Below are 21,072 nucleotides of genomic sequence, written 5' to 3'. Positions count from 1 at the left end.
ATAGAGTAGAAAAATGTAGGTTTATGACCATAAAGAGGTGTTATAATGTATAATTGTGCTATAATATTAGCCGCTGGAGAAGGAAAAAGGATGAAATCTTCCACGCCCAAGGTACTTCATAAAATATGTGGAAAAGAAATGGTAAACGTTGTAATAGATACAGTAAAAGAAACAAAAGTAAATGACATAAATGTAATTATAGGCAGAGGAGCAGATAAAGTAAAGGATGCTACTACCAATAGAACTGTAAACTATTCATTGCAAGATAAGCAGCTTGGAACTGGTCATGCTGTTATGTGTGCAAAGGAATTTTTAAAGGGAAAGAAAGGTACCGTAGCAATATTTACAGGGGATGCTCCTTTAATTACGAAAAGCACAGTGGAAAAGCTTTTTGATTTTCATAGTGACAAAAACTATAAAGCAACTATATTAACTTCAATAGTAGATAACCCTTATGGATACGGCAGGGTATTAAGAGAAAGCAATCAGGAAGTTTGCAAAATAGTAGAGCATAAAGACTGTACTGAAGAAGAAATGAAAATTAATGAAATAAATGCAGGAATGTATTGTTTTGACATAGAGAGCTTACTTAATAGTTTGGATAAATTAAATAATAATAATTCTCAAGGAGAATATTATTTGCCTGACGTTATAGGAATCTTGAAAAACGAAGGAGAAAAAATAGGAGCATTACCGATACCTTTTGAAGAAACTATGGGAATAAACTCCAGAGTACAACTCTCAGAAGCTGAGAAGGTTATGAGAAAGAGAATAAACCAAATGCATATGGACAACGGAGTTACTCTAATTGATCCAGATTGCACATATATAGATACAGATGTTGAAATAGGTAATGATACTATAATATATCCAGGTAACGTTATTCAAGGCAAAACAGTAATAGGAGAAAATTGTACTATTCACTCTAATTCTAGGATAAAAGATAGTATTATAGATAAAAATGTTACAATACAATGTTCTACAATATTAGAAAGTAAGATAGGTGAAGGAACTACAGTAGGACCATTCGCATATGTAAGGCCTGAAAGTGTTATAGGTAAATCAGCTAGAATTGGAGACTTTGTTGAAATAAAAAAATCTACTATAGGAGATGAAACAAAGGTTTCCCATTTAACATATATAGGAGATGCTGAGATAGGAAGCAAGTGTAATTTCGGCTGTGGAACCGTTGTTGTAAATTACGATGGACAAAAGAAGTATAAAACAGTAATTGGTGATAATGCATTTATTGGTTGCAACACAAATCTAGTTGCTCCAGTTAAAATTAACAAGGATACTTATATAGCAGCAGGATCAACTATAACTGATGAAGTTCCAGAAGGGGCTTTAGCTATCGCAAGATGCAAACAGGTTAATAAAGAAGGTTGGTTAAAGAAAAAAGGAATAAAGAAATAAAATTTTAGGAGGATTTCATAATGATAACCCATGGTAAAAATATTAAAATTTTTGCTGGTAATTCTCATCCAGGACTAGCAAAAGATATTGCAGGTATTTTAGGATTATCTGTTGGAGATGCTGTAGTTTCAACGTTCAGTGATGGTGAGATATCAGCAAACATCAACGAAACTGTGAGAGGTACAGATGTGTTTGTAGTTCAATCTACAAATAATCCTGTAAATGATAATCTAATGGAGCTTTTAATAATGATTGATGCATTTAAAAGAGCTTCAGCAGGAAGAATAACAGCGGTAATACCTTATTATGGATATGCAAGACAAGACAGAAAAGCTAAAGCAAGAGATCCAATCACTGCAAAGCTTGTTGCGGACATATTAACTGCCGCAGGAGCAGATAGAGTTTTAACAATGGACTTACATGCATCTCAGATCCAAGGATACTTTAATATACCACTAGATCACTTATTGGGAGCGCCTATTTTAGCAAAATACTTTATACAAAAAGGATTTGCAGAAAGAGAAGACATAGTTGTTGTTTCACCAGACCTTGGAAGTGTAACAAGAGCGAGAAAATTTGCAGATAAGTTACATGCGCCAATAGCTATTATTGATAAGAGAAGACCAAAGGCGAATGTATCAGAAATAATGAATGTTATAGGCGATATACAAGATAAAACTGTAATACTAGTAGATGATATGATAGATACAGCAGGAACTATAACAAATGGTGCTAATGCATTAGTTCAAATGGGAGCAAAAGAAGTTTATGCTTGTTGTACTCACGCCGTGTTATCAGGTCCAGCAATAGACAGAATAAAAGAATCAGCTATTAAGGAATTGGTAATGTTAAATACTATAGATTTAACAGAAGAAAAAATGTTAGATAAGTTTAAGATACTATCCGTAGCGCCTGTATTTGCAGAAGCAATTAAAAGAATATATGAAGATATTTCAGTAAGTAAATTATTTGAGGACTAGGAATTGATTTAAAAAGCATGCAGAATTAAACTACTGCATGCTTTTTATACTATTAAATTATAGTAAATTATTTGTAACTTTTTAAGGATATACTATTAGAAGATATATAATATGTGATAAATTAGATATATAGAATTAAATGTATTATAGTTTGAATTATATTATTTATTATAAAATATAATATACGAAGGGAGACACAATATGGAAGGAAGAATAGGAAGAGTTTTAATTGTTGATGATGATCAAAACATATGTGAAGTAATAAAAATGTATGTAGAGAATGCAGGATATGATACTAAGGTTTGCCACAATGGAAAAGAGGCTGAGGAGGTTTTTCAGGAATATAAACCAGATTTAGTTTTGCTGGATATAATGCTTCCTTATATCGATGGCATAGATGTACTTAAGTGGATAAGAAAGGATCATGAGACTCCTGTAATTATGCTTACTGCTAAAGGAGAAACCTTTGATAAAGTATTAGGACTTGAGCTAGGTGCTGATGATTATATAGTTAAACCCTTTGAACCTAAGGAATTATTGGCAAGGGTGAAAGCAGTTTTAAGAAGATATAATGTAGATAACGAAAATAAAGAAATATTAAAATTTGAACAATTGACAGTTGATATTAATTCATACACTGTACTTTACAAAGATGAAGAAATAAAGATGCCTCCAAAAGAATTTGAGCTATTATACTATTTAGCAAGTAATAAAAATAGAGTATTTACTAGAGAACAACTATTATGTGAAGTGTGGGGATATGACTACCCAGGTGATTCAAGAACTGTTGATGTCCACGTAAAAAGACTTAGAGAAAAGCTTCAGGGAGGGCCAAATTGGCAAATTGAAACAGTATGGGGAGTAGGATATAAGTTCGAGGTGAAGTAGATGAAAAAAGGGTTATTCTCCAAACTGGTGGCTACTTTTGCAGTTATAATTTCAGTAAGTTTTATTATGACAGCTGCATTTCTATCTTACTGGTTTGAAAGTTATTATTTCGAGCAAAGAAAAGTACAGCTTACAGCAGAATCAGATTATATTTCTGTTGCAGCAGTAGAACATTTGAAGGGAAATGTTTCTATAGAGCGTATTGATGAAATTCTTACTACTATAGGAAACTATTTGTCTACAGATATATGGCTTGTAGATAACTATGGATATGCATATGCTATTTCAAATAGTGAATATAAGGAAGTTTTGTCTACTCAGGTTCTTACAGAAGAATTGGATACTTTAAGGCAAAACCTGCCTGTTGAAAAAGTAGGTATCTATGGAAATATATTTAAAGTTCCAGTACATACTTTTGACATACCTATTTTTTCAAAAGGTGTTTTTATGGGTGCTATAATGATGCATACTTCTGTAACTCAACTAAAAAGTACATTAATAAGAGTATATGAGATTATATGGATTTCTGCTTTATTTGCTATTGTAATTTCATGTATAGTTATTTATTATTTTTCACAAAGGATAATAGTTAAGCCTCTTGCTCAAATAAATTATGTAGCAGATAAAATTTCTAAAGGGGAAGTGGATAAAAGAGTAAGTATAAAATCAAAAGATGAGATAGGTGTGCTTGCAGAATCCTTTAATTCCATGGCAGATTCCTTAGAGGAAGTAGAGAAGAATAGAAGAGAATTTATATCAAATGTATCGCATGAAATACGATCTCCAATAACTTCTATAAAAGGATTTATTGGTGGAATTTTAGACGGAGTAATTCCAAAGGAAAAAGAGAATTATTATTTGTCAATTGCTTATGAAGAAACTCAAAGACTTACAAGACTTGTAAATGATTTGTTGGACTTATCTGCTATTGAAGCAGGGCAATTTAAACTAAGGATCGAAGAAATAGATATTAATGAAATTATAAGATTATGTGTAATAAAATTTGAACAGAAGATAAAAGAAAAGAATTTAAAGGTAGATGTGTTAATGCAGGATGATAATCTCTATGTAGCAGCAGATAGAGATAGAATAAATCAAGTAGTTACAAATCTTGTGGATAATGCAATAAAGTATGTTAAAAAAGGCGGAAACGTAAAAATTTGTACAAAGTCAAAAGGAGATAAGGCTTTGATATCAGTATTTAATGATGGTCCAACTATACCAGAGAATGATTTAAAATATATATGGAATAGGTTTTATAAGGGAGACAAGTCAAGAACATCTAAACTTAGTACAGGACTTGGACTATCTATAGTTAGAAGTATACTTACTCAGCTAGGGGAAGACATATGGATTGAAAATAAGGAATCACAAGGAGTAATGTTCACTTTTACTTTGAAAAGGATTTAAAGAATAATTACACTTTGTTCACATTTGTGTAAAAATATTGTATTACAATGTCCCTAATATTGATGGATTATGAGGTGTACTTAGATGGATGAGAACAGATTTGATAGTGTTAAAGATGTTAAGTGGAAAAATGTAAGCGATGGAAAAGGTGAGATAAAGTTTACAAATAGGAGAACAAAAGCTAAATTAAAAAGTTTATTTAAAGGCGTAACCTTTATACTTATAGCGGCAGTTTCAGGCGGGGTATCTGGGGCCTATATAGTCAATAAAAAATATTCTAATAAAGCTTATACACCGATTAATCAATCTTTAGTTGAGTCTAAAATGGATAGTAGTAAAATTAATACTGCAGATATGCCTAAAAATGCTATAACAAAGGTTGCTGAAGTAGTAAGTCCTGCGGTAGTAGGTATAAGTAATAAAGCAGAAGGTTTTTTTGGTTTGCAAGATGCTGGAAGTGGATCGGGAATAATATTTGACCCTAGCGGATATATAGTTACTAATAATCATGTAATAGAAGGAGCAACTAAGATAACGATAAAGCTGTCTAGTGGAAAAGTTTTAAATGCAACTTTAGTTGGAGCTGATCCAAGATCAGATTTAGCTGTTATAAAGGTAGATGCACAAAATTTGCCAGTTGCTAAGTTTGGAGATTCATCTAAAGTCAAAGTAGGAGATATAGCTATTGCTATAGGAAATCCTTTGGGAGAAGAGTTTTCAGGATCCGTTACAGCTGGAATAATCAGTGCATTAAATAGAAAAATTCAATATGGTGGAGCCATATATAAGGTTTTGCAAACAGATGCTGCTATAAATCCTGGCAATAGTGGAGGCCCGCTTTGTAATGAGGCAGGTGAAGTTATAGGAATAAACAGTTTGAAAATAGGAGCAGAGGCAAATGCAGAGGGAATGGGATTTGCGATAGGAATAAATGAAGCAAAGGATATAATAAAATCTTTAATGGATCATGGCAAAGTTTCAAGGCCATCTCTAGGCATTTATGGCCAAGGTGTTGTGTCAGAGAAAAATAATATTCAAGGAGTTTATATAAGAGAAGTAGTTCAAGGAAGCGGTGCAGCAGCTGCTGGAATTAAACCTACAGATATTATTATTGAGCTAGATAAGAAAAAGATAACTAAGGTTGAGGATTTGTCAGATGTTTTAGACAAACATAAGGTTGGAGACACTATCCAGTGTAAAATTTGGAGAAATGGAAAAACTATAGAAGTAAATATTACTCTTTCGGATATGAAAGAAAAAAAGTAGGTAAGGAGACTTTTATAGTCTCTTTATTATTTATGCCTTTTAGTATAATATATTAATTATGTGATTAACAATTATGAGATGATTAGGAGTGAAGAAATGTTTTTAATAGTTGGACTAGGGAACATAGGAAGGCAGTATGAGCATACAAGACATAATGTTGGATTTGATATAATAGATTTAATAAGTGATAGGTATAATATACCTGTTAACAGGGAAAAATTTAAGGGGATGTATGGAGAAGGAAATATAGCATATGAAAAGGTAATTTTGCTTAAACCAAGCACATATATGAATCTAAGTGGTGAAAGTGTAAGAGAAGTAGTTAACTTCTACAAAATACCAAGTGAAAACATAATTGTTATTTATGATGATGTTAGTCTTGACATTGGAAGACTTAGAATAAGAACTCAGGGAAGTGCTGGAGGTCATAATGGAATAAAAAATATAATAGCTAATTTAGGAACAGACGTATTTCCGAGAGTTAAAGTAGGAGTGGGACAGCCTAAGGACCAATTGGTTTCGCATGTTTTAGGCAAATTTTGTGCTGAAGATAGGAAAACGATTGAAGAAACATTTAAAATTAGTGTAGATGCTGTTGAATGTGTAGTAAAAGAAGGAATATCAGAAGCAATGAATAAATTTAACGGTTTTAAAATATAAGGCTTATAAGGCATCTTCAAAAAAATAACTAGTCAGTATGTTAGTATATATTGCGTGATACTGCGTCGTTAGATGCCTAACTAAATTTTTATAGTTTGTAGGGTGGTTGTTATAAAATGAGACTAGAAGGACTTATGAATCCCCTTAAATTTAACAAGGAATTTAAGGAAATAAAAAGCAGTGTAGATAAGTCTAGATTCCCAATAGGAGTATTTGGACTTTCGGAGTCTGCAAGAGGTTACTTAGTAAATGGATTGTATGAGGAATTAGACAAGCCATTTCTTGTGCTTACACATAGTGATGTTGAAGCAAGGAAACTGTATGAAGATTTATCTTTTTATATTCCTCATGTTTATTATTTCCCAACTAAAGAAGTAGTATTTTACAATATAGATGCAATCTCTGGAGATCTAAGATGGGAAAGACTAAAAGTAATGAAGGAGATGCTAAATAAAGATAAGAAAGTAGTTGTTACTAGTATTGAAGCAATAGCTTCCAGTTATATTCCTGTAAGTTTATATAGAAATTATACATTTAAAATTTCAATAGGCGATATTTTAAATTTAGAAGATTTAAGTGAAAAGCTTATACAATGTGGATATGAAAGAATTGAAATTGTAGATAACAAAGGACAGTTTTCCATAAGAGGAGGAATAATGGATATTTATTCCCCTATTTCTGCGGAAGCATATAGAGTTGAACTCTTTGGCGATGAAGTTGACTCTATTAGAAATTTTAATTTAGAATCTCAAAGAAGCATAGAAAAAGTAGAAAGTATTGAAATATTTCCCGCTAAAGAGATGATCTTAAATAGAGAAAACATAAAAAAAGGGTATGAAGGTATAGAAAAAGATTTAGAAATTGTATTAAATAGATTGAAGGATCAAAAAAATAAGGAAACTATGGAGAAAATACAAGAGGTTATTGGAAAAAACCTTGAGCTGCTCAGAGAAAATTGGAGTTTTGAGACAATAGACAGTTTTCTTCCTTACTTTTATGATAACTTATCAACATTTTTTGATTACACAGAAGGTTATTTCATAATTATGGATGACGTTCAAAGATGTAAAGGAAAGCTAGATAGCGTATATTTTGAATTTGAAGAAAGTTATAAAAGTTTTCTTCAAAGAGGTAATATCTTACCTAAACAAATTGATCTTTTATTTAATAAGGAACATGTAGTTGAAATGCTGGAGGAAAAGCAAATACTAACTATAGATGCTATTGCTAAATCTGTTAAGATGCTTTCGCCAAGGTCTATAGTGAATTTTTCTCAAATCACTTCACATAACTATCATGGACAAATAGATTTGCTTATTGACGATATAAAGGACAAAAAATCTAAAGGATTTAAAATAGTTATTCTTTCTGGTACTAGACCAAGAGGAGAGAGGCTGGTAGCTACATTAAGAGACAGGGAAATAGAAAGCTCTTATAGAGATGTAATACATGAAATTCAGCCAGGAGAAGTAGTAATAACCTTTGGAAGTCAGTTAAATGGTTTTGAGTATCCAGATCTTAGAGTGTGTGTAATATCAGATAAAGAAGTTTTTGGAGAAGCTAAGAGAAAGACAGTAAATAGGGCATCTAAAAAAGGTGTAAGTAAAATAAAGAGTTTTACAGAATTGAAACCAGGAGACTATGTAGTTCATGCAAATCATGGTATAGGTGTGTATAAAGGAATAAAGCAGTTAGAACTTGAGGGACATAAAAAAGACTATCTAGAGCTGATATATGATTCAGATGATAAATTATATGTGCCTGTAGAACAGCTTGATATGGTTCAAAAGTATATAGGCACGGAAGGAAAATCACCAAAAATAAATAAGTTAGGAAGTTCGGAATGGGCAAAGGCTAAGAGAAAAGTCAAAAAGTCAATAGAAGAAATAGCAGAAGATTTGGTTAAGCTTTATGCTGCAAGAACTACCCTTAAGGGATATAGATATTCAAAAGATACTGTGTGGCAGAAACAGTTTGAAGAAGAGTTTCCTTATGATGAAACGCCAGATCAAGTATCAGCTATAAGCGATATAAAAGTAGACATGGAGTCTGATAAACCTATGGATAGATTGCTATGTGGCGATGTAGGCTATGGCAAGACAGAGGTTGCTATTAGGGCTGCATTTAAAGCGGTTATGGATGGAAAGCAAGTAGCATTCTTAGTACCAACTACAATACTTGCACAACAGCACTATAATAACTTTGTAAAGAGGTTTTCAGACTTCCCTGTGAGAATCGATATGATAAGCAGGTTTAGGACTCCAACACAACAGAAGAGAACTATAAAGGCTGTAAAAGATGGAGAGGTAGATATACTAATAGGAACCCATAGAATTCTTCAAAAGGATATACAGTTTAAAGATCTAGGATTATTAATAGTTGATGAAGAGCAAAGATTTGGAGTAAGCCATAAGGAGAAAATTAAGAAATTAAAGAAAAATGTTGATGTATTAACTTTAAGTGCAACTCCTATACCAAGAACGCTACATATGTCCCTTGTAGGGGTTAGAGATATAAGTGTTATAGAGACTCCTCCAGAAGAAAGATACCCTGTACAAACTTATGTGGTAGAATATAATGATCAGTTGATGAGAGATGCTATATTAAGGGAATTAAATAGAGGAGGACAGGTATACTTCGTATATAATAGAGTTGAAAATATCAAGGAAATGGTGTCCTATATATCAAAATTAATTCCTGAAGCAAGAGTAGCTTTAGCTCATGGGCAAATGCAGGAAAGAGAATTAGAAAAAATTATTGTAGATTTTATGAAGAATGAATATGATATTTTAGTTGCCACAACTATAATAGAAACTGGTATGGATATTCAAAATGTAAACACTATGATAATATATGATGCTGATAAGATGGGATTATCGCAGTTATATCAGCTAAGAGGACGAGTTGGAAGAACTAACAGAATGGCTTATTGCTATTTAACCTACAGAAAAGACAAGGTTTTAACAGAAGTGGCAGAAAAAAGATTAAAGGCTATAAAGGATTTTACTGAGTTAGGATCAGGATTTAAAATAGCATTAAAGGATTTAGAGATAAGAGGAGCTGGAAATATGATGGGGGCTTCCCAACATGGACACATGGCTTCTATTGGATACGATTTATATTGTAGAATGTTAGAAGATACGATAAAGCTTATAAAAGGAGAAATAGATAACGAACCAGTGGAAACAACAGTAGAGCTAAAGGTAGATGCATATATACCAGGTTCTTATATAAAGGATGAGGTACAGAAAATTGAAGTATACAAGAAAATAGCAGCAATAGACTCTTATGAGGATATGATGGAAATTCAGGATGAATTAGAAGATAGATTTTCTACAATACCTTCATCAGTATGTAATCTTATGAATATTTCATATATAAGAAGTATTGGTAAAAAACTTGGTATAGAAGAAATAAAGGAAAGAAAGAATGAAGTTCTTTTTGTATTTGAGAGTCAATCTAGAATTAACGAGAATGTCATTAAGGGACTGTTAAGAGATTACACTAGAAAGATAGGGCTAAAGATGGGAGACAAACCAGGGTTTGCCTATAGGCTTACAGATGTAAAAAGAGAAGATTTAATTTCGGAAATTAAAGAGTTAGCACAGTACATGATAAAAATATATGAACAAAAATAACTTTGTAGTAAAAATACTTTTGTGTTAAAATTAGTTTGTATTGCGCTAAAACATTAAGAGAAGTGGAGGAATAAACTGTGAAAAATATAAAAAAACTAATGTGTACAGCTTTAATAACAATGCTTGGATTTTCAGCTGTTGGTTGTAATATGATAGCGAAAACACCAGAAGCGATAGCTAAAAGCCCTGTAGCAGTAGTTAACGGTGAAAAAATTACTAGAGCAGACCTAGATAGTGATATGAATATGCGCCAGACTATAGCTCAGGCTAAGCAACAATACGGTGAAAATTATGAAAAAAATGAAGAGGCTAAGGGGCTTCTTAAAGATCAAAGAGCAAAGATATTAGACAACATGATAACTCAAAAAGTTATTGAGCAAAAAGCAAAAGAGTTAAAATTACTTCCAGATGACTCAAAATTAAAGACTGAAGCCAGTAAACAATTTGATGACACTAAAAAGTCTTTTGGAAATGATAATAGTAAGTTTCAAGAGGCTTTAAAGCAAAGTGGCCTTACTGAGGATTCCTTAAAAGACTTAATCTTTAAACAATTAAGAAGTCAAGCAATTATGAAAAACGTTACAGATAACATAACAAAAGATGTAAAAATTGACGATAAGAAGATTCAAGATTACTATAATGCAAATCAAGCGCAATTTACAGAAAAGCCAAATAAGATAAAGTTAGCACATATATTAGTTAAAACAGAAGATGAAGCTAAAAAGGTAAAAGAAAGATTGGATAAAGGTGAAGACTTTGCAAAGATTGCAAAAGAAGTTTCACAAGACCCTGGTTCAAAAGACAAGGGTGGAGAATACGAGGTAAATTATGTTGATTCAGGATTTGATCCTGCATTTATGGCTGCTGCCATAGGACAAAAAGAAGGAGCTATATCAGCGCCTGTAAAAACTCAGTTTGGATACCATATAATAAAAACTATAAAGAAGGAAGAATATCCTGTTAAGAAACTTGAAACAGTAAAAGCTCAAATAAAACAACAATTAGAAGATCAAGAAAAAAATAAAGTACTTTCACAAAAAGTTGATGAGTGGAAAAAGTCAGCTAAAATAACTAAGAATGAAAAAAATCTTGAATAAGCGCATAAAATATAAAATAAACCACAGCATATTATTATCATGCTGTGGTTTATTTTTGTTTATATAAATAATTTTATAAGTGCTTACCAATTTAAGTAACAATTGTGTATAAAATTTCATATTTAGAAAGATAATATTAATACAACTTATATTTATATTATATAGGAGGTACTAAATAATGAAGGCAACAGGTATTGTTAGACGTATAGACGATCTAGGTAGAGTGGTTATACCAAAGGAAATACGAAGAACTCTTAGAATAAGAGAAGGAGACCCTTTGGAAATTTTTACAGACAGAGAAGGAGGCGTTATACTTAAAAAATATTCTCCAATAGGTGAATTAAGTGATTTTTCAAAAGGCTATGCAGAATCCTTGCAACAAACAATAGGAAATATAGTTATGATATGTGATAAGGATAGCATAATATCAATAAGTGGATCGCCAAAAAAGAGTACTTAGAAAAGAAAGTAAGCAATGATCTTGAAAGAACGATAGAGGAAAGAAAATCTGTTTCTTTTGGAGAAGGAAAAGAAAAAACTATAGCTTTATATGATGATGAAGAGATAGAGGGAAAATATTCTGCACAAGTAATTTCACCTATAATTGCAGAAGGAGATGCAATTGGAGCTGTAATTATAGTAGCTAAGGAAGAAGGAATAAAATTTAGTGAGGTTGAAGTTAAATTAGCTGAAACTGCATCGTCCTTCTTAGGAAAGCAAATGGAACAATAAAATGGCAGCTATGCTGCCATCTTATTTACTGCTTTATAGATGATTATTGACACTAACATAAAAAATATTCATCTATAAAGTAATAATACCCCCTAATTTAAAATAATTATAAACATAGAAATAAATTATTTTTGGTTATATAAGTTTTAAAGTGAAAAACATTGAGACAAGGCTTTTGTCATACGATGATTCGGGGGTATTTTTATGAAAAAACAATCACTTATTAAAGGAACTTTAATATTAGGAGTTGCAGGAATACTGGCAAAATTTTTAGGATTATTTTTTAGATGGCCATTGCAGATGCTTATTGGTGACGAAGGGGTAGGATATTACCAAATGTCATTTCCTCTATATATGTTTTTTATTGCAGCGGCATCAGGCATACCAGTAGCGATTTCTAAAATGGTATCGGAGAGTAATGCTATTCACGACGAGGAGGGTGTAATTTTAGTATTAAGAAAAGCTATGCTTCTGATGATCATATTAGGAGCAGGGTTCACAGCTATATTACTTATTTTTTCAAAGCCTATAATACACTTTTTAAAGTGGGATAACAAATCTTATTATTCACTAATATCTATTGCTTTTGCACCTATCTTTATATCAATAATGAGTGTATTTAGAGGATTTTTCCAAGGACTACAAAATATGAACTATCCAGCAGTCTCTCAAATTATAGAACAAATAGGAAGGGTAGTTATAGGTGTTGGACTTGCCTATATATTATTACCTAGAGGTATTGAGTACTCAGCTGGTGGTGCTGCATTAGGAGCAGCGGCAGGAGGAGTATTTGGTGGTATATATCTTATAGCAAAATACTTTAAGATAAGAAAAGAGTTTAAGGTAAAAAAAGTTAGAGATAATACTGATATATTGGGGAAATTGCTGTATATTGCTATACCTGTTTCGCTAGGAGCAGCAGTAAGTAGTATAATGAGCCTTATAGATTCAGCACTGGTTCCACAGATGCTTTTAGAAGCAGGTTTTACTTATAAGCAGTCAACTATATTATATGGACAACTTACTGGAAAAGCATTTATCATGATAAATGTTCCGCTTACTTTATCAGCAGCGCTATGTGCTTCCTTAGTTCCTATAATTGCAGAGGCACACATATTAAAGAGAAAGCTTGAAGTCAACAATAAAATAGAACTAGCTATGAAGCTTTCTATGGTAATTGCACTTCCTTCTTGTGCTGGGCTATTTTGTCTTGCATGGCCTATTTTGGATTTAATATTTCCCGGACAATCGGCTGGGTTTGAAATACTTCAGTATTCAGCTATATCTATTCCTTTTATAATAATTGCACAAACTTCTACTGCAATATTACAAGGAGTAGGATATTATATTATGCCTGTACTCATTTTGGGTTTAGGATGTATCGTAAAGGTTGTTATTACTTTATTAATGGTGCCTATACCTAATATAAATATATATGGAGCCGTAGTAGGCAGTATAGGCGGTTATATAGTAGCCTCATTACTAAACATATTGTTTTTAGCTAAAAGACTAAAGATCAGATTGAATATTTCAGATATATTCATTAAGCCGGCATTTGCATCACTTTTAATGATAATAGCGGTTGTAATTATCTACATGAATGTCTATAATTATACCATAAGTAGCAAAATATCCTGCTTCATATCTATAACTTCTGGTATGATTATATATGGAATATTAGTAATTTTGCTCAGAGTATTTAGATATAGCTATGTGAAGAAAAAGCTTTTTAAAAAGCAAAGGAGAGAACATGCATGATAAAAATAATTGGATTAGGGCCTGGTTCGAAGGAAGCGCTTACCATTGGGGCTCTGGAGGTATTGAAAAGTGCATCTAAAATCTATTTAAGAACAGAAAAGCACCCTACTGTAGATTATTTGAAAAATAATAATATAGTATTCGAAACTTACGATAATAAGTACGAAGAAGGAGAAAGTTTTGATCAAGTATATAGTTCTATAGCAGAGGATTTAATAGAGCAACAAAACAAGTTTGATGATATAGTTTATGCTGTACCAGGACACCCTTTAGTTGCAGAAAAATCAGTGAATATATTACTTGAGCTTTGTGAAAAAAAGTCTATAGAAACGGAGATTGTTCCTGCAGTCAGTTTTGTAGATGCTCTCATGGAGAGTCTAAAGATAGATCCTGTAGAAGGAATTAAAATAATAGATGCTTTTGATATAAATAATCAAGTATTAGATAAGAGAGTTGGCACCATTATAACTCAAGTATACGATAAATTTATTGCATCTGAAGTAAAGCTTTCTCTAATGGAATATTACAAAGATGATTTTGAAATATATTTTGTAAGAGCAGCCGGTGTTAAAAACTTGGAGAGCATAAGAAAAATACCATTATACGAGCTAGATAGACAAGATGATATTGATTATCTAACATCAATATATATTCCGAGAGATATAGATAGTACCAAGGACTTCTACGATTTATTAGACATAATGGAAAAATTGAGATCCAACGATGGATGCCCTTGGGATAAAGAACAGACACATGAGAGTTTAAAAAGATACCTTGTAGAAGAGAGCTATGAAGTTCTAGAGGCTATAGATGAGAAAGACGATGACAAATTAGCCGAAGAGTTAGGGGATGTATTGCTTCAAATAGTTTTTCATGCTCAGATAGGTAAAGAAGAAGGGTTTTTTAATATTAATGACGTGATTGAGAAAATTTGTATAAAAATGGTAAATAGACATCCGCATGTATTTAGTAACATAAATGCAGATACATCTGAAGAAGTTTTAACAAATTGGGATAAAATAAAGAAAAAGGAACAAGGGCTTACAAGTTATACCGATGAACTTAGACATGTGCCTAAGAATTTTCCTGCTCTCATGAGGGCTGAGAAAGTTCAAAAAAGGCTGCGAAGGTTGGTTTTGATTGGAATAAAATTGAAGATGCATTAGATAAGGTTTTAGAAGAATATTATGAAGTAAAAGGTGTATATAAAAGCAAGGAAATGGCAAAAATAGTAGAAGAAATAGGAGATTTGATATTTGCTTCCGTAAATGTTGCAAGATTCCTTGACATTGACCCCGAGTTTGCATTAAATTATACTATAGAGAAGTTTATAAAACGTTTTGCGTATATAGAAGAAATAGCTAAATCTAAAAGTGTTGATATGGCCAATATGACATTAGAGCAAATGGATATGCTTTGGGAAGAGGCTAAAAATAAATAATTTCTCTTTTATACGTAAAAATGATGTAAAAAAAGAAGGATTTTTAAAATTAGTGAAGAATATGCTAGTATGCTATGAATAAGCATACTCGATATTTAAGGAGGTAAAAAAGGTGAATAAGTCAGAATTAATTACAAGCATAGCTGAAAAATCAAAATTAACTAAAAAAGATGCAGAGGCAATGTTAAAGGGTTTTATAGAAAGTGTTGAAGAAACACTAGAAAAGGGAGATAAAGTTCAATTAGTTGGATTTGGAACATTTGAAACAAGAAAAAGAGCCGCAAGAGTTGGCAGAAATCCAAGAACTAAAGAAGAAATAACTATACCAGAATCAACAGTTCCAGTATTTAAAGCTGGTAAAGAATTTAAAGATAAAGTAAACAAATAATCATTTCAGAAAACCTGGGTGTAAATCTAGGTTTTTTGTTTTAATAAGGAGTATATACTATGAGATTAGACAAATATCTTAAGGTTTCTAGAATAATAAAGAGAAGAACTGTAGCAAAGGAGGCATGTGAAGGGGGAAGAGTTAGCATAAACGGGAAGGTAGCTAAACCTGGTACAGAGGTTAAAGAGGGAGATATTATAGAAATTCAATATGCTAGCAAATCTTTAAAAGCTAAAATAATAAATATCACAGAGCATGTTAAAAAGGAAAATGCACAAGGTATGTATGAAATTATATCAGGAGAAGAGGATGAGGAATAATCCATTTTATCACTGCTGACAGATTTATCTGTCAGCAGTTTGCGTATAAACAGCTAATTATATATAAATATAATTAATTCAATATTGCTTAGTTAGTAATATCCATTTGTGGTTAATCATATATTAGTTACAAGTGGAGGGGATAATATGGAGAAAAAAGAAATAAAAATAGAAGAAAAGAAAAGTTTATTAAGTGTTGAAAATAGAAAAAAGCTAATATTAAATGGCGTTGTTGAAGTAGTGAGTTTTAATGAAGAACAAATAGTACTAAATACAAATCTCGGTACTCTTAATATAAAAGGACAAGGTTTAAAGATGAATAAACTAGACGTGCAAAATGGAGATGTAATAATTATAGGAACTATAAACTCTTGTATCTACATCAACAATCAAATCAAGAAGGAAAAAGAAAGCCTAATATCAAGATTATTTAAATAGGAGCTCTATTATGGTAATTTCAATAAATCAGCAATTTGGTTTAATAATATTTAGTCTTGTCTCAGGTGTAATAACAGGAGTACTGTTTGATCTATATAGATTAATAAGAGGTTTCAACAATTCAAATAAAATTATAACCTTTATAGAAGATACACTATTTTGGGTATTTACTTCAGTAGTAGTTTTCACGTTTTTATTATATACTAACTATGCATATATAGGAATGTACGTATATCTTTGGATCGGAATAGGAATATACTTATACATGAAACTAATTAGTAGATTCTTTATAAGTTCTCAATATAAACTTTTTAAGTTTTTAGGAAGGGTTTTCAGAGTGGCTAGAAACTCAATACTTTATCCATTTCAGTCTATAGTTTATTTGATTAAAATAAAAAATAAAGGAAATTATAAAAAATAACTTGAAGAAAATTGAAAACCAAATTAAAATGTAATTATAGCATTCAAAAATAAATCCCTATTTGGGAGTTTGGTGATTATATTATGAGAAATAAAATCAAAGGAAAAAATGTAATTTTTGTTTTGATATTGACTTACGTTTGTTATATTTTTATTAATCAGCAAATAACTATGCGTAATATAAAAAGCCAGATAGCTGATAAAAAAATAGAAGAACAAAAAGCTAAGGAAAAGAACCGAAAATTGCAGGACGAAGTTAAGATGTCTAAATCAGACATGTATATAGAGAAGCTGGCACGAGAAAGGCTAGGTCTTATTAAACAAGGCGAGACTCCTGTAATAGATACAAAAAACTAATATCTGTTTCTAATTTTAATTTATATAAACATTATTTTTATTAAGGAGGAATCTTTTTAATATGACCTTAAAGGCAGGAAGCATACTAGAAGGTACAGTAGTTAATATCACTAATTTTGGAGCATTTGTGGATATCGATGGAAAAACAGGCTTGGTTCACATATCTGAGGTTTCAGATACTTATGTGAAAAATATAAGAGATTACTTGAAGGAAAAAGATAAAGTAAAAGTTAAAGTAATTTCTGTTGACGATAATGGCAAGATAAGTTTATCTATAAAACAAGCTGTTCCAGAGACAAAAAGTTATAGACCTGTAGAGATAGATTGGCAAAAAGAAAAAGCTAAACCTAATCAAGGGAATTTTGAAGACAGATTAACAAAGTTCTTAAAGGATAGTGAAGAAAGGTTTCAAGATTTAAAGAAACATCAAGATTCAAGAGGTAGAGGCTGTAAAAGAACTTCAAATTAGTAATGATATGAGGAGGCTAATTTTAGCCTCTTTAATATTACCTAGTATTTACATTAAAAAAATATAATAAATATAGTTGACAACTATATTTATATAATATATAATAGTCTATGTTGTTAGGTGATAGCAATACAACGTGCTGGAGTGGCGGAACTGGCAGACGCACAGGACTTAAAATCCTGCGGGCTTTAAAACCCGTACCGGTTCGATTCCGGTCTTCAGCACCAATGTCGCGGGGTGGAGCAGCTGGTAGCTCGTCGGGCTCATAACCCGAAGGTCGCAGGTTCAAGTCCTGCCTCCGCAACCAAAAAATAATATGGCGGAATAGCTCAGCTGGCTAGAGCATTCGGTTCATACCCGAAGTGTCGTAGGTTCAAGTCCTATTTCCGCTACCATAATTAATTGCTGGAGTGGCGGAACTGGCAGACGCACAGGACTTAAAATCCTGCGGGCTTTAAAACCCGTACCGGTTCGATTCCGGTCTTCAGCACCAATATCGCGGGGTGGAGCAGCTGGTAGCTCGTCGGGCTCATAACCCGAAGGTCGCAGGTTCAAGTCCTGCCTCCGCAACCAAAAAAATAATATGGCGGAATAGCTCAGCTGGCTAGAGCATTCGGTTCATACCCGAAGTGTCGTAGGTTCAAGTCCTATTTCCGCTACCAAATGAAACCTGTGAGTAAATCATAGGTTTTTTTATTATATTCTTAATAATACAAGATTATTTAAAAATTGATATCTATGTAGTTATAGATATATAAGAATGTTGAATTATAAAAGAAATCTTTAATATACGACATGGAGTATAATGGAAAATATTTTTTTTTAGATTAATTGTCTAAATAAAATAATTAAAAAGAAACTTAGGAGTATATGTCCTAAAAAAAAATCATCACAACACTATCTTGTGACATTTATTTCCAAATGGCTTTGTTATAATATAGAAAGTAATTAAATAAGGTGGGTGTTATGTGATGCAATACGGAGTGGAGCTTTTTCCATATCAAAGAATCAAAAAAATGAAAAACGAAGAAAAAAAGCAAAAATTTCAAGAACTATCAGATGTCTTTAAAATTATTAGTTATTTTGTAGCGGCATTTTTAGTTGGCAGAGTACTTATGGTAAATCTTATGGCTCCATTTGGGATAGCTTATTTAATAGCAATTATAGTCTCTGAGAATAACAAAATATCTTTAGCATCGGGAATTGGAACATTGTTAGGGTATGTTTCTTTATATAATAATGTTAAAAACTTACCAGTATATTTTGTAGTAACCGCAACACTTTTAGTTTTAAACTATATATTAAAGAATATAGAACAGAAGAAAAAATTATTACTAATATTCTTTTCAATTTTCTTAGAATTTTTGCTTTACAAACTATTAATTGTGAAGTTAAGTTTAGCAATAGGGTTTTTGACTTCGTTTTTTGAAATTACATGTATCTTTCCATTATATTTTATTATTAATTATTCAATAATATGCTTTAAAGAATTAAAAACAAGACATTTATATACTAACGAGGAAATAATAAGCATGGCAGTAACTGCCTCTCTTATAATAGCAGGAACGTGGGGGACAAGTATTCACGGAGTATCAATAAGAAATGTTATAGCATTGACCTTTGTACTTATACTAGGATATATAAAAGGAAGTTCGGCAGGTGCGGCAGCAGGTGTAGCAATGGGAACTATAATAGGAGTTACATCTAATGATATGATAACTTCTATAGGGGTATATGGTTTGTGTGGACTCATATCTGGCATATTTAGAGAAACTGGAAAATTGATGAGTGGTTTAGCATATATAGTAGCATTTGCTGTGCTAAAGATGTACTCAGATATAGGTGTACAATTTAAAATTATAGAATCAATTATAAGTTGTGCAGTTTTCCTTGCTATACCGCAAAAGATTTATAGAAAATTAGAATTAGAGCTAGACTGGCAAAAAAAGCAAGAGCATTTTAAGGACAACTATGTTGACAAAATTAAGGATATATTAATTGGTAAGCTTAATAGCTTTTCAGATGTGCTCCTTAATATGTCAAAAGTTTTAGAAAAATTAGCAGATAACGATAAATTAGAAATGAAAACTAAAAGTAGTGCACTAATAGAAAATCTTGCTGATAGAGTTTGCTCAACATGCAATATGAAATCTATGTGCTGGAAAAGAGAAACCTTTTATACCTATAATGCATTTAGTGAGCTCATTGAAAATTATCAAGAGAACAAAAAGGACATGCCATATGAATTAGAAAGAAAATGTACTAAACGATCTGCACTTATTAAAAACACTGAAGACATTGTAAATGGTTATATAATAAATGAAATGTGGAGAAGTAGGTTAAGTGAATGCAGAGAACTTCTAGCACATCAGATAGAGAATATGGCTAATTCTGTAACGGAGGTCGTGAAAGAATTTAATGATAATATAAAATTTAATACTGAGGCCGAAAATAATATAAGAAGAGTGTTGAATAAAAATAATATACAGTATAGAGATATATTCTGCTTTAATAACAAAAGTGATAGATTAGTTGTAAAGTTGTCAATGGAGGCTTGTGGAGGAGAGCAATTATGTGTAAAAAAGGTTTTGCCATTAATTAATGAAGTCACCGGAAAATGCATGTGCGTAAGCGATGATGGCTGTAATTTAAACCCTCTAATGAATGGCTGTAATGTTACTTTTGAAGAAACTCCAAAATATCATGTAGCATCATATGTAAGCACTGAATGCAAAAATGGAGAAAAGCATAATGGAGACACCTATAGTTTTGGCAAGCTTTCAGATGGAACATATATGACTATAATAAGCGATGGCATGGGATCAGGACCACAAGCGGGGAAAGAAAGTGGAGCTGCGGTGGAGCTTATAGAAAAGTTTGCAAAGGCAGGCTTTAATAAACTTACAGCTATAAATACTATTAACTCTATTATGAGCATTAAGTTTTCAGAGAATGAGAAATTTTCTACACTTGACTTAAGTAGCATGGACCTATATGAAGGAGAAATAGACTTTATGAAAGTAGGATCAGTCGCTAGTTTCATAAAAAGAGGAGATGAAGTTGAGGTTATAAGTTCTAAAACATTACCTATTGGGGTTTTAGATAAACCGGATGTGGATATAACTAAAAAGAAGCTCAAAAATGGGGATATAATAATAATGCTAAGTGATGGCGTACTGGACTATGAGAGTGAGGCTGCTGGAAAGGTAGATTGGATTGTAGAATTCTTAAAAAATTCAAAGAACACAGATCCAAGGGATTTGTGCGAAAATATAATAAATAAGGCAAAAGAATTAAGTGGTGGAAAGGTAAAGGATGATATGACAGCGATTGTACAAAAGGTATATAATTTATATTAATTCAAAAATTAAAAGTGAAAAAACTAAATACGCAT

16 protein-coding genes, 6 tRNA genes and 2 pseudogenes are annotated in these 21,072 nt (G+C 31.7%); all 24 read left to right on the top strand.

The window, feature by feature from the left end; all coding sequences use genetic code 11:
- Nucleotides 1-45: 45 nt before the first annotated feature.
- Nucleotides 46-1,416: a bifunctional UDP-N-acetylglucosamine diphosphorylase/glucosamine-1-phosphate N-acetyltransferase GlmU gene (gene glmU, locus RCG18_RS06475; protein WP_308040535.1), complete on the top strand. Its 1,371-nt coding sequence runs from the start codon at nucleotides 46-48 to the stop codon at nucleotides 1,414-1,416.
- Between the two features lie 20 nt (nucleotides 1,417-1,436).
- Nucleotides 1,437-2,396, top strand: a complete 960-nt coding sequence (locus tag RCG18_RS06470; protein WP_211142427.1) for a ribose-phosphate diphosphokinase — start codon at nucleotides 1,437-1,439, stop codon at nucleotides 2,394-2,396.
- Nucleotides 2,397-2,597: 201 nt separating this feature from the next.
- Nucleotides 2,598-3,284, top strand: a complete 687-nt coding sequence (locus tag RCG18_RS06465) for a response regulator transcription factor (protein WP_308040533.1) — start codon at nucleotides 2,598-2,600, stop codon at nucleotides 3,282-3,284.
- Nucleotides 3,285-4,694 (top strand): HAMP domain-containing sensor histidine kinase, encoded by a 1,410-nt coding sequence (locus tag RCG18_RS06460; RefSeq protein ID WP_308040532.1) that lies wholly within the window; start codon nucleotides 3,285-3,287, stop codon nucleotides 4,692-4,694.
- 84 nt (nucleotides 4,695-4,778) lie between these two features.
- Entirely contained in the window at nucleotides 4,779-5,960 is a 1,182-nt protein-coding gene (locus RCG18_RS06455; RefSeq protein ID WP_308040531.1) for a trypsin-like peptidase domain-containing protein, read from the top strand.
- 96 nt (nucleotides 5,961-6,056) lie between these two features.
- Entirely contained in the window at nucleotides 6,057-6,620 is a 564-nt protein-coding gene (pth, locus tag RCG18_RS06450) for an aminoacyl-tRNA hydrolase (protein WP_308040530.1), read from the top strand.
- A 116-nt stretch (nucleotides 6,621-6,736) separates the two neighbouring features.
- Nucleotides 6,737-10,258: a transcription-repair coupling factor gene (gene mfd / locus RCG18_RS06445; RefSeq protein WP_308040528.1), complete on the top strand. Its 3,522-nt coding sequence runs from the start codon at nucleotides 6,737-6,739 to the stop codon at nucleotides 10,256-10,258.
- A 77-nt stretch (nucleotides 10,259-10,335) separates the two neighbouring features.
- A complete protein-coding gene (locus tag RCG18_RS06440) occupies nucleotides 10,336-11,355 on the top strand; it encodes a peptidylprolyl isomerase (protein ID WP_308040527.1) in 1,020 nt (339 codons plus the stop codon).
- A gap of 178 nt (nucleotides 11,356-11,533) precedes the next feature.
- A pseudogene (spoVT, locus tag RCG18_RS06435) lies at nucleotides 11,534-12,087 on the top strand (stage V sporulation protein T).
- A gap of 204 nt (nucleotides 12,088-12,291) precedes the next feature.
- Nucleotides 12,292-13,845, top strand: a complete 1,554-nt coding sequence (locus RCG18_RS06430; protein WP_308040526.1) for a polysaccharide biosynthesis protein — start codon at nucleotides 12,292-12,294, stop codon at nucleotides 13,843-13,845.
- A pseudogene (mazG, locus tag RCG18_RS06425) lies at nucleotides 13,842-15,286 on the top strand (nucleoside triphosphate pyrophosphohydrolase). The gene RCG18_RS06430 and the pseudogene mazG overlap by 4 nt, the downstream one beginning before the upstream one ends.
- A 112-nt stretch (nucleotides 15,287-15,398) precedes the next feature.
- A complete protein-coding gene (locus RCG18_RS06420; RefSeq protein WP_178907186.1) occupies nucleotides 15,399-15,674 on the top strand; it encodes an HU family DNA-binding protein in 276 nt (91 codons plus the stop codon).
- A gap of 59 nt (nucleotides 15,675-15,733) precedes the next feature.
- Nucleotides 15,734-15,994: an RNA-binding S4 domain-containing protein gene (locus RCG18_RS06415; RefSeq protein WP_178907185.1), complete on the top strand. Its 261-nt coding sequence runs from the start codon at nucleotides 15,734-15,736 to the stop codon at nucleotides 15,992-15,994.
- Nucleotides 15,995-16,141: 147 nt separating this feature from the next.
- Nucleotides 16,142-16,432 (top strand): sporulation protein YabP, encoded by a 291-nt coding sequence (gene yabP, locus RCG18_RS06410; RefSeq protein WP_308040525.1) that lies wholly within the window; start codon nucleotides 16,142-16,144, stop codon nucleotides 16,430-16,432.
- A 10-nt stretch (nucleotides 16,433-16,442) separates the two neighbouring features.
- Entirely contained in the window at nucleotides 16,443-16,853 is a 411-nt protein-coding gene (gene yabQ / locus RCG18_RS06405; protein ID WP_308040524.1) for a spore cortex biosynthesis protein YabQ, read from the top strand.
- A gap of 83 nt (nucleotides 16,854-16,936) precedes the next feature.
- Nucleotides 16,937-17,209 carry a septum formation initiator family protein gene (locus RCG18_RS06400; protein WP_308040522.1) on the top strand — a complete coding sequence of 91 codons (273 nt, stop codon included), beginning with the start codon at nucleotides 16,937-16,939 and terminating at the stop codon, nucleotides 17,207-17,209.
- 61 nt (nucleotides 17,210-17,270) lie between these two features.
- A complete protein-coding gene (locus RCG18_RS06395; protein WP_308040521.1) occupies nucleotides 17,271-17,678 on the top strand; it encodes a S1 domain-containing RNA-binding protein in 408 nt (135 codons plus the stop codon).
- Nucleotides 17,679-17,816: 138 nt separating this feature from the next.
- A tRNA-Leu gene (locus RCG18_RS06390) sits at nucleotides 17,817-17,905 on the top strand.
- A gap of 4 nt (nucleotides 17,906-17,909) precedes the next feature.
- Nucleotides 17,910-17,985 (top strand) — tRNA-Met (locus RCG18_RS06385).
- A gap of 11 nt (nucleotides 17,986-17,996) precedes the next feature.
- Nucleotides 17,997-18,073 (top strand) — tRNA-Met (locus tag RCG18_RS06380).
- Nucleotides 18,074-18,082: 9 nt separating this feature from the next.
- Nucleotides 18,083-18,171 (top strand) — tRNA-Leu (locus tag RCG18_RS06375).
- A 4-nt stretch (nucleotides 18,172-18,175) separates the two neighbouring features.
- Nucleotides 18,176-18,251, top strand: a tRNA-Met gene (locus tag RCG18_RS06370).
- Between the two features lie 12 nt (nucleotides 18,252-18,263).
- Nucleotides 18,264-18,340 (top strand) — tRNA-Met (locus RCG18_RS06365).
- Between the two features lie 309 nt (nucleotides 18,341-18,649).
- Nucleotides 18,650-21,037 (top strand): stage II sporulation protein E, encoded by a 2,388-nt coding sequence (gene spoIIE, locus RCG18_RS06360; protein WP_308041971.1) that lies wholly within the window; start codon nucleotides 18,650-18,652, stop codon nucleotides 21,035-21,037.
- Nucleotides 21,038-21,072 lie beyond the last annotated feature (35 nt).

Origin of the sequence: Clostridium sp. OS1-26 (assembly GCF_030915445.1) — a bacterium.
GTDB lineage: Bacteria > Bacillota > Clostridia > Clostridiales > Clostridiaceae > Clostridium_AM.
Note: the sequence above shows the minus strand (reverse complement) of the source record. Positions and strands in the feature narration are given on the sequence as shown.

Bases quoted from the DNA above. Each gene is read 5' to 3' on its own strand.
- glmU (WP_308040535.1), top strand. From the start codon at position 46: ATGTATAATTGTGCTATAATATTAGCCGCTGGAGAAGGAAAAAGGATG.
- RCG18_RS06470 (WP_211142427.1), top strand. From the start codon at position 1,437: ATGATAACCCATGGTAAAAATATTAAAATTTTTGCTGGTAATTCTCAT.
- RCG18_RS06465 (WP_308040533.1), top strand. From the start codon at position 2,598: ATGGAAGGAAGAATAGGAAGAGTTTTAATTGTTGATGATGATCAAAAC.
- RCG18_RS06460 (WP_308040532.1), top strand. From the start codon at position 3,285: ATGAAAAAAGGGTTATTCTCCAAACTGGTGGCTACTTTTGCAGTTATA.
- RCG18_RS06455 (WP_308040531.1), top strand. From the start codon at position 4,779: ATGGATGAGAACAGATTTGATAGTGTTAAAGATGTTAAGTGGAAAAAT.
- pth (WP_308040530.1), top strand. From the start codon at position 6,057: ATGTTTTTAATAGTTGGACTAGGGAACATAGGAAGGCAGTATGAGCAT.
- mfd (WP_308040528.1), top strand. From the start codon at position 6,737: ATGAGACTAGAAGGACTTATGAATCCCCTTAAATTTAACAAGGAATTT.
- RCG18_RS06430 (WP_308040526.1), top strand. From the start codon at position 12,292: ATGAAAAAACAATCACTTATTAAAGGAACTTTAATATTAGGAGTTGCA.
- RCG18_RS06415 (WP_178907185.1), top strand. From the start codon at position 15,734: ATGAGATTAGACAAATATCTTAAGGTTTCTAGAATAATAAAGAGAAGA.
- yabP (WP_308040525.1), top strand. From the start codon at position 16,142: ATGGAGAAAAAAGAAATAAAAATAGAAGAAAAGAAAAGTTTATTAAGT.
- yabQ (WP_308040524.1), top strand. From the start codon at position 16,443: ATGGTAATTTCAATAAATCAGCAATTTGGTTTAATAATATTTAGTCTT.
- RCG18_RS06400 (WP_308040522.1), top strand. From the start codon at position 16,937: ATGAGAAATAAAATCAAAGGAAAAAATGTAATTTTTGTTTTGATATTG.
- RCG18_RS06395 (WP_308040521.1), top strand. From the start codon at position 17,271: ATGACCTTAAAGGCAGGAAGCATACTAGAAGGTACAGTAGTTAATATC.
- spoIIE (WP_308041971.1), top strand. From the start codon at position 18,650: ATGCAATACGGAGTGGAGCTTTTTCCATATCAAAGAATCAAAAAAATG.